Source organism: Ideonella alba (genome assembly GCF_018069845.1).
GTDB lineage: Bacteria > Pseudomonadota > Gammaproteobacteria > Burkholderiales > Burkholderiaceae_C > Ideonella > Ideonella alba.
The window spans coordinates 119695-134374 of sequence record NZ_JAGQDD010000007.1; the positions used below are offsets into that span (position 1 = coordinate 119695).

The 14680-nt window shown below is 70.1% G+C and carries 9 protein-coding genes and 1 pseudogene; 3 read left to right on the forward strand and 7 right to left on the reverse strand.

What is annotated here, in order from left to right; genetic code table 11:
- Positions 1-12: 12 nt before the first annotated feature.
- Positions 13-2115: a hypothetical protein gene (locus KAK03_RS11740; protein ID WP_210854144.1), complete on the reverse strand. Its 2103-nt coding sequence runs from the start codon at positions 2113-2115 to the stop codon at positions 13-15.
- 250 nt (positions 2116-2365) lie between these two features.
- Between KAK03_RS11740 and KAK03_RS11745 the strand changes: the two genes are divergently transcribed.
- Positions 2366-3133: a peptidoglycan-binding domain-containing protein gene (locus tag KAK03_RS11745; RefSeq protein ID WP_210854145.1), complete on the forward strand. Its 768-nt coding sequence runs from the start codon at positions 2366-2368 to the stop codon at positions 3131-3133.
- Positions 3134-3226: 93 nt separating this feature from the next.
- Positions 3227-6022, forward strand: a complete 2796-nt coding sequence (locus tag KAK03_RS11750) for a PhnD/SsuA/transferrin family substrate-binding protein (RefSeq protein ID WP_210854146.1) — start codon at positions 3227-3229, stop codon at positions 6020-6022.
- A gap of 32 nt (positions 6023-6054) precedes the next feature.
- On the opposite strand, the gene KAK03_RS11755 is transcribed toward KAK03_RS11750, so the two are convergent.
- The 4 genes and pseudogenes from KAK03_RS11755 to KAK03_RS25515 form a co-directional block, all read right to left on the reverse strand.
- A complete protein-coding gene (locus tag KAK03_RS11755; protein WP_210854147.1) occupies positions 6055-8019 on the reverse strand; it encodes an amidohydrolase in 1965 nt (654 codons plus the stop codon).
- Positions 8020-8097: 78 nt separating this feature from the next.
- Entirely contained in the window at positions 8098-9084 is a 987-nt protein-coding gene (locus KAK03_RS11760) for a helix-turn-helix transcriptional regulator (RefSeq protein WP_210854148.1), read from the reverse strand.
- Positions 9085-9106: 22 nt separating this feature from the next.
- Entirely contained in the window at positions 9107-10246 is a 1140-nt protein-coding gene (locus KAK03_RS11765) for a PIN domain-containing protein (protein ID WP_375140981.1), read from the reverse strand.
- Positions 10247-10282: 36 nt separating this feature from the next.
- Positions 10283-10588 (reverse strand): annotated as a pseudogene (locus tag KAK03_RS25515) (nucleotide pyrophosphohydrolase); the annotation flags it as partial.
- 146 nt (positions 10589-10734) lie between these two features.
- On the opposite strand from KAK03_RS25515, the gene KAK03_RS11770 reads away from it, so the two are divergent.
- Complete coding sequence (locus KAK03_RS11770) at positions 10735-11250, forward strand: DUF6933 domain-containing protein (RefSeq protein WP_210854150.1); 516 nt, start codon at positions 10735-10737, stop codon at positions 11248-11250.
- Between the two features lie 290 nt (positions 11251-11540).
- Here KAK03_RS11770 and KAK03_RS11775 read toward each other — a convergent pair whose 3' ends face one another.
- Both KAK03_RS11775 and KAK03_RS11780 read right to left on the reverse strand, forming a co-directional pair.
- On the reverse strand, positions 11541-12053 hold the full coding sequence (locus KAK03_RS11775) for a hypothetical protein (RefSeq protein ID WP_210854151.1): 513 nt from the start codon (positions 12051-12053) through the stop codon (positions 11541-11543).
- Between the two features lie 289 nt (positions 12054-12342).
- Positions 12343-14679, reverse strand: coding sequence for a M15 family metallopeptidase (locus KAK03_RS11780; protein WP_210854152.1), 2337 nt, complete (start codon positions 14677-14679; stop codon positions 12343-12345).
- Position 14680 lies beyond the last annotated feature (1 nt).

Consider the following 14680-nt stretch of genomic DNA (forward strand, 5'->3'; position numbering starts at 1 on the left):
GGCCGGCGCGGGTCAGGCGGTGGCCAGGCTGTCGAGCACGGACTCCAGCGCCGTCAGCGCGCCGCCGACTGTGCTGGCGACCGCCACCGTGACGCCGAACTCGTTGTCGTCACAGGCCTTGACGCGTGCATCGTTCAGCTGGCGACGAAAGCCTGCCACCGCCGGGCCCGCCCGCTCGGCCAGCGTGGCCGGGCTCTTGCTGGTGGCCCGCTCGACATCGCTCAGGCCTGCGCGCAGCAGGCCCGCCACCTGGCTGATGCCTTCTTCAGCCACCCACTGCAGGTTCTGGTCTTCGGTGGCCAGCAGTACCCGGGCCAGCGCCTCGAGTTGGCCGATCGATCGCTCGACGGCCACCGACAGGTCCTTGCGCGCCGCATCCCAGCGTTGGCGCAGTTCGTCGGGATCGACCTCGCCGGTGGGGGCCGTGGTCTTCGATTCCTCCGGGGTCGCGATGGATTCACCCGCCAGCAGCTGCTCGGCCCGGTCCAGCAGGGCCCCTGCCTGGTCGAACTCCTTCTTGCGGGCGAACACGCCGGCCTCGGAGAGCATCAGGCGCAGCTCGTCGCCCTGCGGCGTGCCGGCCAGCTCCTTCAGGCGCGGCATCAAGCCCTTGAGTCGCTCGGTGATCTCAACGCCGGCATCGGTGCGCTGACGGGTCTCGGGCGCCGGCGGTTCCACCGGCGCGGCCAGCAGCTGTTCGACCTCGTCGAGCAGCGCATGGGCCTGGTCAAAGTCCTGCTTGCGGGCGAACACGCCGGCCTCGCTGGCCTTCAGCCGGGCATCCTCGCCACCGGGCCGTCCGGCAGCGTCCTTGATCCTGGGCAGCAGCGCCTTCAGGCGTTCGTTGAACGCGGCCGAGGCGTCCACCTTGGGTGCGTCCTGCGGGGTGTCGCCCACCGGGGCGGACTTCAGCAGTTGCTCAGCCTCGTCGAGCAACGCGTTGGCGGTGTCGAAGTCCTGCTTGCGGGCAAAGACGCCGCCCTCGCTGAGCTTCAGGCGGGCCGCATCGCCGGCCGGCGTGCCGGCCACCGACTTGAGCTGCGGCATCAGCGCCTTCAGACGCTCGTTGAAGGCCAGCAGCTTGTCCTCGTTGCTCTGCAGCGGCGTCCTGGCCGAGGTCTGGGTGGGCTGGGTCGGCGCGGGTGGCGGGTTCTCGAGCAACTCGCGCAGTTCTTCGTACAGGCGGATGCCCTCGGCAAAGTCCTTGGCGTTGGCGGCCTTGTCGGCCAGGCCCATCTTCTCGACGATCTCGTCCTTGAAGTGCACCGGCTGGCGCACCGCGGCGCTCAGCGCCGGGTACAGCTCAGCCTTGATCGCCTGGTACTCGTCCGGCAGATCGTCGGGGTCGATCGCGTCCTCGATCACCTCGCCACCGGCGAACAGCACCACCTTCTTGAAGGGCTGCGGCTTGAAGGCGTGGAACAGGCGCTCGGTGCTGCGGCCCAGGCCGGAGACCGGCGTGCCCTCGATCAGCATCTGCAGCGTGGTCGGGTCGTCGGCATCGGCCACGCATTCGCCGAAAGCGATCTTCTTCAGATCGGTCTGCTTGCGCAGCGTGGCGGCCAGGCTCTTGCCGCTGCGGGTGCGGTGCAGCAGCATGCGGCTCTCGCCGGGCTTCTTGGCCAGGGCGATGGCATAGAACATCGTGTCCTTGGCGGCCATCTTCAGCAGGCGGGTCAGGTAGGCGCGGTAGGCCTTCTCGTCGCCCAGGACCGACTTGTCCTCCTCGTCGTCGGACTCGTCCTCGTCGGCTTCGGCCTCGGCCAGCTTCTGGGCGGACTGCCGCGCGGCGTCCGTCAGCTTGCCGGCCTTCTTCAGCGCGTCGATGGTGAACTGCACCTCGTCGGCGTCGAACTTGGCCTTCTTGGGGTCCTTGGGCGGCGACTTCAGCAGCTTCTCGGCCTCGCCCACCAGTTTGCGCGCCAGCGCATCAATCTCGTCGAGCTGCCGCTCGACGGCGTCCAGCGCCTTGGCGTCGGGCGACTTGTCCAGCTGCTTCTGCGCGGCCTCGTAGGCCGCCAGGGCCTTTTCCAGGTCCTTGCCGCTGCCCAGGCACTCGGGGCCCTCGGCGCGCCACCAGGACGCGGAAAGCTGGAAGCTGCTGCTCTTCTTCATCGGGGTCTCCCGGGCTGTGGATGCTGCGCGGCTGAATACCGGCGAACGAGTGTAGGGCGGCGTCCGCCCGCCCGGTGATTAGCCTGGATTAGCGCCGGGGCCCGGCGGGCGGCACGCACCCCTAGCCTGCATGGGCGCAGCGCCCACCAGGCCGGTCTGGCCGGTGCACACTTCCCGGCATGCCCCGGACCCGGTCGTTCCAGCCGACCGACGCCTGCGCGGGCCGCTTCCACACCCCTGGGAGGTGACGATGGCCGATGCCTACGGCAGCCGCGTGCTGCGCAAGGACATGAAGGGCCCCGACGTGGTGGAGCTGCAGGTCCGCCTGGCGGGCTTTCGAGGCACGATCCCCGATGGCGACTTCGGCTCGGGCACCGAGCTGCAGGTGCAGAAGTTCCAGCAGGACGTGATGGGCATGGCCAGCCCCACCCGGGTGGTCGACCGCGCCACCTTCGAGGCGATCGATGCCTTCGCGCAGAAGTACCCCATCGACTTCAAGTCGCTGCGCTGCCCCTGCGGCCATTGCAGCGGCTTCGGCAACGGGCGCTTCCGGGACACCTATGTGCCCGGCGGCGAAGGCCAGGAGCAGTTCAACCACTACGAGTACCCCGGCATCCACCGCCTGCTGCTGTGGGCGGTGCGCGCGGTCTACCACTACCTGCCGGAGCACCGCTTCAGCTTCAGCTCGGGCTACCGCTGCAGCGTGGACAACCAGCAGCACGGCCGCACCACCACCAACCACCGCGGCAAGGCGGTGGACCTGGACATCGCGCTCAAGCCCGGCGAGAGCAAGCGCGACGATGCCGACAAGTGCAACGCGGTGCGCGGCCGCATCGTCGAGCTGTCCAACGCCCAGGTGGGCTGGGCGGCGCGCAACCGCAAGTCGCTGGAGCCCCCCGACATCGCGCCCACCTGGGTGCATTACGACGTGCGCCAGTACGAGCGTGCCTACCTGGCCGACGATTTCTTCTGCCGCGACCTGGCCGGCCTGGACCGCTTGACACCAATCACCTGCTGAACGCACCGCCCCCCTTATCCAGGGGACACGGCGGCGCGCCGCAACCGGTTGCAGCCGCCAGCGGCCGCCGGACCGGGCGCTACCATCGCCGGCGTGGCGGACATCCCCCTCGCGCTGGCGCCTGTTCACCTGGCCGCCCGCATGGGGCAGGCCCGGCGCGTGCTGGCTGCCGCGCTGCTGTGGCTGCTGGCGCTGCTGGCCGCGCCAGCGCTGGCCGCCCCCACAGAGCCCGCACCGCAGGCCAGCGCTGAACCCGCCACCCACCCGTCCGCGTCGCCCACGCTGACCCTGGGCGTGCTGGCCTTTCGCCCCAAGCCCGAAACCCTGGCCCGCTGGCAGCCGCTGGTCGACCACCTCAACGCCAGCTTGCAGGGCGGTCGGCCCGTGCGGCTGCGGGCGCTGAGCTACGCCGAGCTGAACGCGGCCGTGGACCGGCACGAGGTGGACATCGTGCTGACCCAGCCCGCCCACTACATCCGCCTGACCCACGACGCCGGTCTGCGCGCGCCGCTGGCTACGCTGGTCGAGCGCGACGGCACGCACGCGCTGGCCGAGTTCGGCGGCGTGATCCTGGCCGATGCCACGCGCCAGGACCTGCGCGCGCTGGCCGATCTGCGCGGACGGCGCATTGCCACCAGCAGCACCGAATCCCTGGGGGCCTACCTGGCGCAGGCGCGGGTGCTGGCGCGCGAGGGCATCAACCTGCCGGCCGACGCCCAGGTGATGGCCCTGGGCGGCGAGCAGGACGCCGCGGTGCAGGCGCTGCTGCAGGGCCGCGCCGACGTGGCATTCGTGCGCACCGGGGTGCTGGAGGCGCTGCAGGCCGAAGGCCGGGTGCCCCCGGGCCGCTTGAAGGTGCTGCACCCGCAGACCCAGGGCGACTACCCCTTCGTGCGCTCCACCGAGCTCTACCCGCAGTGGCCGCTGGCCGTGATGCCCTGGTGCCAAGAGGCCCTGGCGCGCCAGCTGGCGGCGGCCATCCTGGGCTTGCCGCACGACGGCGTGGTGGCCCGCCAGCTGCAGATCGTCGGCTTCACCATTCCCGGCGACTACACCCCGGTGGCCGAGATGATGCGCACGCTGCGCGTGCCACCCTTTGACCGGCAGACCCCGATCCGCCTGCAGGACCTGCTGCAGCAGTACGGCCTGCTGATCCTGCCGGGCAGCCTGGGCCTGGCGGCCTTGCTGGCCGCGCTGCTGCTGCAGATCGCCCAGACCAACCGCCAGCTGCGCCGCGAGCACCGCCAGGCCGCCGACGCGCTGCGCGCGCTGGAAGACGCCGGCCTGCGCCAGCGCAGCATCCTCGACTCGATCAGCCAGGGCCTGTACGGCGTGGATCCGCAGGGGCTGTGCACCTTCATCAACCCCTCGGCGCTGGCCATGCTGCAGCTGCAGGCGCCACAGGTGCTGGGGCGGCCCCAGCACCAGGTCTTCCACCACCACCATGCCGATGGCCGCCCCTACCCGGCCAGCGAGTGCCCGATCAGCCTGACCCTGGCCGATGGCCAGCCGCGCCAGGTGCAGGACTGGTTCTGGCGCCAGGACGGCAGCGGCTTTGCGGTGCGCCTGAGCGTGAGCCCCTCGCCCCAGCGCGATGGCTCACGCGGCGCGGTGGTGACCTTCGACGACATCACCGAGCACCTGCGCGTGGCCGACGAACTGGCCCAGCACCGCGACCACCTGGAGCAGCTGGTGCGCACCCGCACCGCCGAGGCCGAGGAGGCCCGCCTGGCGGCCGAGCAGGCCAGCCGCGCCAAGAGCGCCTTCCTGGCCAACATGAGCCACGAGATCCGCACGCCGATCAATGCCATCGTCGGGCTGAGCCACTCGCTGTCGCAGATGGCGCCAGCGGGCGAGCCCCAGCGCGAGCGTCTGGCGCAGATCCAGGTGGCCACGCGGCACCTGATGGCGCTGATCGACAACGTGCTGGACATCTCACGCATCGAGGCCGGCCGGCTGACGCTGGCCGACGAGCCCTTCTCGCTGCCCGAGCTGCTGCGCCAGGCCTGCGACATGGTCCGGCCGCAGGCCCAGGCCAAGGGCCTGCCGCTGCAGGTGCAGGCCGACGGTCTGCCCGCCACGCTGCGCGGCGACCCGGTGCGCCTGAGCCAGGCCCTGATCAACTACCTGGGCAATGCGGTCAAGTTCACCAGCCAGGGCCAGATCGACCTGCGCGTGCGCCAGAAGGAGCGGCAGGACGGCCGGGTGCTGCTGCGCTTCGAGGTCAGCGACACCGGCATCGGCCTCAGCGCGGACGAGCAGGCGCGGCTGTTCCGCCCCTTCGAGCAATCGGACGTGTCGGCCACGCGGCGCTACGGCGGCACCGGCCTGGGCCTGGCCATCACCCGCCACCTGGCCACGCTGATGGGCGGCGAGGCCGGCGTGCACAGCCGCGCCGGCGAAGGCAGCTGCTTCTGGTTCACCGCCTGGCTGGCGCTGGCGCCCGAGCAACCCGTGGGCGACCCCATCGACGGCGCCGATGCCCTGAACGCGCTGCGCGCCGAGCAGGCCGGCGCCGCGGTGCTGCTGGTCGAGGACGACCCGGTCAACCAGCTGATCGCGCGCGAGCTGCTGCAGGCCGCCGGCCTGCAGGTCAGCCTGGCCGGTGATGGCACCGAGGCCCTGGCGCTGGCCCGCACACAGGCCTTCGCCGCCATCGTCACTGACGTGCAGATGCCGCGCATGGACGGCATCGTGCTGGCACGCCAGTTGCGCGCCCTGCCCGGCCTGGCGCGCACGCCGATCATCGCGATGACGGCCAGCGCCCTGTCGGGCGACCGCGAGGCCTGCCTGCAGGCCGGCATGAACGCCTACATCGCCAAGCCGGTGGATCCGCCGGCGCTGTACCGCGTGCTGCTGGCCGAACTGCGGCGCGCGGCGGGGCGCTGAGGCGTTACGCCACAGGCCCCCCCGGCCCGTGCTCAGTGGTTGTGACCGTCGCCGTGGCCGTGCGGCGCCCCTGGCACAGTGGACGGGATCACATGCCCGGCCGAGCCGCGCGCGCTGAGCACCTTGGCGCGTGCGTTGAGCTGCTGGCGCTGGCCGGCCACCAGACCGTCGAAGGCACCGACCGCATGCACCGGCTGGCCGCCCACCACCGTCATCAGCACACGGTTGCGGCCCAGCGCCTCGTCGGGCACGCTCAGGAAGTCCTTCTCCAGCACGATCAGGTCGGCCAGCTTGCCCACCTCGATCGTGCCCAGCTGCTGCTCCATGCGCAGCTGGTGCGCGGCGTTGCGGGTGATCGCGGCCAGCACGTCGTCCCGCGACAGGCCCGGGTCGGCGTTGATCGGCCCTTCGAACACCGGCGCAATGAAGGCGGCACTGTGCGGGTTGGTGGGGTCGCCCGAGCGCGTCACGCCGATCTTCAGCGCCAGGAAGGTGTCGAACGGGTCGATCGGCCAGTCGCTGCCGTGCACCACGCGGGCACCGGCGCGGCGCAGGCTGCCCGAGGGCTCCATGCGGGCGAAGCGGTCGGGCCCCAGGTGGTTCTCGGTGTCGCCAATGGAGTACGGCGCGCGCTGCGCCCACTGGAAGGACATCGTGGCCATCACGTCCAGCGCCGCGAAGCGCGGGTAGTCGGCCACGGCCACGGTTTCGTCGTGGGCGATGGCCGGACGCATGTCGGCGCCCGGACGGGCCCGGCGCACCGCGGCCACGCTGTCCAGCGCGGTGCGCACCGCGCGTTCGCCGGTGGCGTGGAAGTGCAGGTCCATGCCGGCATCGGTGGCGGCGCCCAGCAGGGCCTGCAGCGTGGTGCTGCTGTAGTAGAGCTGGCCCAGGTTGCTGCCCGGCACCCAGCGCGGCGCGGCATCGGTGCCCACGTTCTGCAGGTAGGGGCTGAGCAGCGCGCCGGTGTCGGCCGGTGCATTCACCACGCCATCGACGAAGGCCTTCACCCAGCGCGCGCGCACCGCCGGCGCGGGCGTGTCCACGTTGCGCGCCGTGCCCTGCGCCAGCGCCTGGGCTTCGGCGATCGCCTGCGCGGGGTGGGCGGTGGCCTCGGCCGGGTCCAGGTTCAGCGCCAGTTGCACCCGCGCGGTGAGCTCACCGCTGGCGCGCAGCGCCTGGAAGACGCGCAGGTGCGGCTCGCCCGCGGCGGCGTCCATGAAGCTGGTGATGCCCTGCTCGCGCAGCGCGGCCAGCGCGGCGCGGCCCTGCTTGAGCTGGTCGGCCTCGCTGTCGGGCGGGATGGCGGCCTTGAGCTGGAAGCCCGCCGCGTCTTCGCAGATGCCGGTGGGCACGCCACTGCCGTCGCGCAGGAACTTGCCGCCCGACGGGTCGGGCGTGGCAGCGCTGACACCCGCCAGCGCCAGCGCGCGCGAGTTGGCCAGCACGGTGTGGAAGTCGGACGAGGTCACGGCGATCGGCCGCGTGGTGTTCAGCCCATCGAGCAGGGCGCGCGTGGGGTCGGCGTCCAGCGCCGAGGTGGACTGGCGGTCCCAGTTCACCGCCTCCAGCCAGACATCGGGGCCGGCTTCGGGCGTGGCGTCCACGCAGGCCTGCAGCCGGGCCGCCAGCTGGCTGCGCGTGAGCGGCGCATAGGCCAGGTCGCACAGCAGCAGCGCGCGGCCACCGGCCAGCGCGTGCAGGTGGGCGTCGATGAAGCCGGGCATCAGCATGCGCCCGCCCAGGTCCACCACCTGGGTCGTCTGGCCAACGTAGGGCATCACCTCGGCATCGCTGCCGACGACGACGATGCGCCCCTCACGCACCGCCACCGCCTGGGCGATGCGCCGGCCGTTGTCCATGGTCACCACCTTGCCGCTGCGCAGCACCAGGTCGGCCGGTGCCTCGCCGCCACCGCCACCGCCACTGCAGCCGGCGGCCAGCGCGGCCACCAGGGCCAGCGCGGCCACCGCCGCGATCGTCTTGCTCGATGTCATTGCTCCTCCGTTGTTCCAGACATGGCCTAGCAACGGTAGGCAGAACGGGCACGCACCAACCTCCTCAATTGAGGAGGGTCAAGGCTTTATGGCGGGCAGCGCCTGTCCCTCCAGCCGCCGCGCCAGCGCCGCCTTGGTGCTGACGCCCAGGCGCTGGTAGGCATCGCGCAGGTAGGTGCGCACGGTGCTGGGGCTCAGGCCCAGTTCGCGGGCGATCTGCTTGTGGGTGTGGCCATGCGCGTAGAGCAGCGCCACCCCCAGCTCGCGCGGCGGCAGCACCGGTGCCCGGCGCTGCGGCGCCAGGCCCAGCAGCCACAGTTCGCCGCAGCGCTGCAGCGACAGGCGCCGGCGCCCCACGCGCAGCGATGTAGCCCCTGCCCCCAAACCCGTAGTCAGCTCGGCCGGCAGCTGCGTGCCCTGCCAGGCCGGAAAGCGCTCGCGCAGCCACAGCCCCAGACGCGCATCCAGGTAGACGAACTCGCCCGCCGCGTCCACCAGCGCATGCGCGTCAGCACCCGCCCGGGCCTGGCCCAGCAGCGCGGTCACGCGCCGGCTCCAGCGCTGCATCAGGTGCGCGCTGAACAGCTCGAACAGGCGCCGCTGCGCCGCCTCGAAGGCCGGCGCCTGCTGGCCGCGGTACAGCGCGATGAAGTGCATCAGCCCGCTGCCCGGCAGCGCCCGCGTGATCGCCAACGCATGGAACAGGTCATGGCGCGTGGCAAAGGCCTCCACCGCCGGCTCGGGGTCGGCATAGCCGCTGGACCACACGGCCGCATCCAGCTGCTGCATCGACGCCGCGGCAAAGCGGTCCACCGCCCCGATGCGGTTCCACTCGCGCGCGAAGTCGGCCCCCAAGTTCAGCCGCCCGCTCAACCAGTTGCGCGGCGCCAGGCCGTCCATGCCGCCCGAGCATTCGCCCCACCAGGCCGCATCAAAGGGCACCAGCGCCCGCAGCGCGGCCATGCCGTCGGACATCAGCCGGGCGGGCGAGGCGGTGGGGGGCAGCTCGTCGAGGGTGAGGAGTGCGGTGCTGAAGGACTCGAGCGTCTTCAGGGAGGTGGGCATGGGGGCAGTGTAGGACCCGCTCCTAGCGGTTAGCCGCCGCGCCAGCCTCGAAACGCGGGTAGCGCACGGCGTTGTCGGGGCCCACCGCCACCGTGCCCGCCGCCACCAGCGCGTTGATCGCCACCTCGATCACTGCATCCCCGGTCTGCGCCGACAGCAGCGACTTCAGCAGGCCCCTCAGGCGGCCCATCCGGGTGGGACGCTTGTCGCCGGTTTTGAGCAATTGATCGGTGATCCGCTGCAGGTCCTGGGCGCTCACCGCCACGCGCGGCGCAGCAGGCGGCTGAGCGGCGGGCGCCTTGGCCTGTCTTGGTGACGCGGCGGGGGCCACCGGTGCGGCCGCTGCGGCGTTCGTGCGCCGCGGCGTTGCGGCCTTTCTGGCGGGTGCGGGCTTGGCGGCTGTGGGCTTGGCAGGCGCGGGCTTGGCGGGTTCTGGCTTCGCGGGTGCAGCTTGGGCGCGCTGCGGCTTCGGGGCCGGCGTCTTCTTCGGCGCCTTGGCGGGCGCTGCCGGCTTGGCGGCGCTGCGCTTCGCAGGCGCAGGCGCGGGTTGTGCCAGGGGTGCGGGCGATGGCGCAGGCGTGGGCGCAGGGGCCGGCGCCACCTGCGGCGCAGCGCGGGTCGGGCGAGCCGCCTGGGTACGGGCCTGGGGCGCCACGGCCGGGGCCGCCGGTGCGGCGGTGGGGGTCTTGGTTGCGGAGGTGGTCTTCGCCGTGGTCTTCCTGGCGGTGCTGCTCTTCGCACTGGCCTGCCCGGCGGGCCGCTTGCGCGCCGCCGTCTTCTTGGCGGCCGGCTGCCCGGCCGGCGCCGTGATCGGCGGGAAGGGCTGGCGGCGCACCACGAAGCCCATCGCCTGGGCGTGCTCCAGCATCGGCTCGTAGCCCTTGTCGTTGGCCACCACGATCATCGGCGCCTCGGGGTTGCGCGAGGCGATGTAGCCCATGTAGAACGACAGATGAAAGTCCAGCGCGTTCTTGCCGGTCTTGCTGATCGGCACCGCCGTGGCGTGCTGGCCGAACGACGCGAAGCGCTTCGCCACCTGGCGCTGATGCGGTCCGTGGAACACCCAGACCTGGCTGGCCTGCGGCACCAGTTCCCGCAGCTCGGCGTCGGTGGGCTGGACGTTCTCGAAATCCAGCAGCACATGTGCGCCGGCAGCGGCCACCTGGGGCGCCAGCGTCCGCGCAATGCGTTGCTTCGCGGGGTACTTCTGCGCGTTCTTCGCCAGCTTGTCGCGCACCGCCAGCGGCAGGTCCACCTGGCAGTGGTCGGCCAGCTGCAGCAGGTACAGCAGCACATCGGCCAGCTCCTCGCCCACCCGCTGTCGCAGCTCGGCCTGCTCTGGCACCCCACGCGACTGCTCCGGCGTCTGCCACTGGAAGATCTCGGCCAGCTCAGCCGCCTCCACCATCAGCGCCATCGCCAGGTTCTTGGGCGTGTGAAACGGCTGCCAATCGCGCTCGGCCGCGAAGTGGCGCAGTTCGGCCTGCAGTTCACCCAGGTTCATGGGGGTCTCCAGTGTTTGAAAGCATCTTGCCACCCTCTGCGAGCGCCTGCGGAGTCCATGCACCGTGCCGCGGCCAGGCCCGCCCGGTCCGCCGCCCCCGAGGGCTGCGTGGATACTGTGCGCTGACCTCACCCCACCCTGTCACCGTGTTTGTCCTTCGCTGCACCCAGAAGCTGCTCAGCCGCCTGAACGCCAAACCAGATGTGGAGACCGCACCCACGGACAACGTCCTGGGCGCCTGGTACGCCCATCTCGTTCGCGCTGGCCGCGTTCAGGTTGTGCTGGCGGTCAGCGAGCGCAGCCTGCTGCCGGTGGTGGTCCCCGCACGTGAAGGCAAAACGCTGGTGCAGCGCATCGTCACCGCGGTGGAACCCATGCTGCAGGCCGTGGGCGTGCCCGCCGAAGATGCAGCGGCCGAGTGCCGCGCCATGCAGACCTGGACCATCGGCAAGACCGAGAACCGCCGCGTCATCGGTTCACTCAACGATCTGGTCTACCAACTGGAAGGCGCGCTGCCCCACTGGCCGGAGCGGACACTGCTGGACCATTCGCTCTGGTTGGCCAAGACACCGCTGAAGTTCATCGACTACGGCTCACCTGACAGCGCAACGCTGGCGGCCTTTGCGGCCCACAGGGCCTTGCAGGCTGCGCGCGAACGGTGAGTGCGCCATCGCGGTCTAATCCATGGGCACTCTTTCTGGCGAGTTCGAGCCAGCGCAGACAACCGATGAATCGTTGAACTCGCCGCGGGGCTGAGTGCCGCCAGCGTGAGGTGGCCTGTTCGGTGCCCGAACACAGGCGGTTCCATCAGAAGGTCTCTACTTCTGGACTGTCTACTTGAGCGGGGGGGGCTTACGAGCTCAAGCAAGACGACCGCCGCACAGCCCGACGGAGCCGCCGGGGCAAGAACTGCGGCCCGAGGTCCATGCCGGGTATGTCGATCGATGGCGGTTCACAGCGCCTCAATTTCGATCGAATCGACGGCTATTGCGCTCTGAGTCTCAGACGAGTCCGCTGTCGCCTCAAGCCGTATCAGAACCTGGAGCGCCGTTCTCGGCAAAACGCTGCGCGGCAGCACGATGCTGGCGCGCAGTGGCCGGCTCTTCTCAGGCAGCGCACCGTTGGGCAACGGCTGTGACTCTCGGCTGATGACCTGGGTCGACAGTTGACGCGACTCGCAGCTAAGCCCAACACGTGCCCAACCTTTGCACACCACCATCAGTTGTCCACGTACCGTCACCCGAATACGGCGGCGGCTTGGGCGCAGCAGCGGAATCGACACGACTTCAATTCGCCACCCGTTGAGCGGCTCGCCCGCGCCCGCCTGCAGATCCAGGTGATCGAACAGCAGCGCCCCCACCCGGCCGATCGCAGATTGCCCCGGAAGCTCAACGGATGAGGACGACTCGCAGCCGTGCCTTGAGGCTCGCCCAAATACCGGCAGATCGAGATCAGGATGGGTCATGATGTTGCAAACGCTGGGAGCGCCCGGAGTACAGGCGATGGTCAGGATGGTGCCCGTCTAAATCGCCGGATGCATCACCCAAAGTGTGGACGCTTCTTCGTCGCGCCTGCCGCAAGCGTCGATAGCTGCGCCAATCGCACCGAGTCGTGCCGACAGCCTTTCACAAGCGCCAAGATCGAGACACCTTGGTGGTGGTAGCCTGGGTCGCGTCTAACTGCCTCTCTCTGGTCTTCCGGGGATGCTGGAACCGGCCCGCTGGATTCAAAGCAGTCCAATGTGGGCAGTTACGTTATGCGCCGGCCAGCGGTTGCGGCGCCTGGTTTGGATCCAACAGCGCCAGCTCGAAGTGCATTCCGTCTAATTTGCGGTTGAAATGGCCTCCCCATGCGAAGCCATAGCGGTTGAGAATGGGCACAAGCTCTCGCACGCTGCCGGGCTGGCCGACCGCGGCAGGTTCGGCGCCATAGGCGTTGGCGAAGGCGTTGAGGTCGATCGCAATGCCCCAGCAATGGTGGCTGAGCGCGTTCTTCGGGTCGTGTCCAATGTGACGCAGGGACACCGTCCCCTCGCAACTCAGAACGAGATGGCCGAGCTGTGCCGCCTCGATGGCATCGAACGCTGCTTGAAAATGCGCCAGCGCACGCTCATGCACCTGGAGCCGCTTGCCTTGCAGCACCGGGTGCCTGAAATCGACCAAGTTGCGCTTTACCGCGCCGACGCCAGGGTTGGTGAGCGTCACCACACCGGCCGTTTCCGTGGTTCGGATGTCACCGTACAGGTCGCGCACCTGCTGTTCGCTGAGCACATGGATGTTTCCATCCGGATACAAGGGCACCCGGCCCGCCCGAGGGACCGGTCCCGATACGGCCGCCGCTGGCGCCGTGCTGGCGGCAGGGCTGCTGCCTCGAACAAGGATGCCGCCGGCACTTGCCGCTGAGGCTGCAGAGGGGCTCGCAGCAGCACTGTCGGAAGCGCTGGTGTCCGCTTCCGATGCCAGTTTGGCAGCCAGACCGGCGGCCCGCAGCTTGGCGACTTTGCTCAGCAGGTCGAACCAGAAGGTCGAACCCAGCATGCTCGCGATACCCACCATCATCCAGCCACACAGGCTGTACACAACCCCGAACAGGCGTTCGGACCCGGTCAGCGCCCGGACGCTCGCAGTGTGGTCATTGGCGTCGTCCCGAGCATCGGCGGACGATACGACGCGCCGCAACGCCTCGGCGCTGTCCATGCTTTCATCCATGACCTTTCGTTGCAGTTCGCTGGCCTGCGCCATGCGGACACGACGCTGGCAGTCCGCGGCGCAACCGGGCCAGTTGGACAAGGTCCAACCCAGTGGAAGCTCACCAAGGCCTGTCTGCTCACTCGCAGCCAGTTCCTTGCAGGCTGCCTCCAGAGCGCCGCCCTGGGCCTGGCCGCACAGGCTCTGCGCCGTGGCGACCGATTCGCGCAGTTGCTGGTTTCGCTCGAACTTGAGCATTTCAAGCACCCGGTCCAATTGACCTTGGTCGATCTTCTCGGGCTGGGCATCGAGCACCTGCCGCAGTTCCTCCACAGTACGCTCCAGCGTCAGCGAGTACGTCAACAGGGTCTCCGTGCTGGCACCGTCCTGCCACGCCTGACGTCGGCGCGCGATGTCCTCACGCAGGTTGTCGATCCGATGCACCAGGTTCTGCAGCGTCGCCACCTTGTCTGCCGCATCCTCGCCCGCTCGTACAACTCGGGTGTCGCCCCAGGCCAGCACGCGCTCACGCAGTTGCAGCACGGCACGGTCAGTCGCTGAGGCCAGCGGCGCGGCGGGCGTCAGCCCGACGCTCGGCTGGACGGCCTTCTTCGCCGCGGGCTTGGCTGTTTGCTTTGTGCTGCCTGTTTTGGCGGCGTTCTGTCCTGTCGCTGCCTGTGTCGTCCCTTCCTGCGTCTTGATTTCCAGCGCCACCGTGCTGGAATCAACGAACGCGGCGCGCAGCAGCGGGTCATTCCACAAACGCCCCCCAATGACCAGCGGGTTGATGTTGCCCAGCGCCGCGATGATCGTGCCGATCCAGAACAGCCGAAACTGCGTATCACGCTGGAACCAGCCGGTCGCCCGGTCCATCACGCTGTCGTACCAGGCGCAGACACGGCGCTCGAAGGCCGGCCAGTCCTCTTCCACGCCGGCCAGCATGGCGCGCAGGTTGGCCACCAGGTCCGAAGTCGGCGCAGGCTGGTGCGGTGATGGTGTACCCATCAACGTCACCCAGTCGGCCGGGCTGGCAGGTCGCATGGCACCCGGTCCGGCGCGGTCGCTGCCAAAGGCCAGCAAGGCAGTGGTGAAGACTCGACTGTCAAGGTAGCTGGCCGCCTTTCCCTTGACGGGGTCAGTACCCGAGCCCAGCACCTGCGACACCAGCATCGGATGCTGCAGCAGTTGTTGGCTGAACTGACACATGTCACTGCTGGTCCGCCGCAGGCGTTGGGTCTGCGTCACCCTCCTGTCGCCCAGCAGTGAGCACAGGGCCAGGGTGAGAACGTCCCCGCGGCGCCCCAGCTTGGCCACGAGCGCTTCGTGCAGGATGGCCGCCAACAGGCTGACCAAGGCCAGCACCAGCGCCAGCCCCATCACCACTTCTAGCATGCGTGTGTCCATG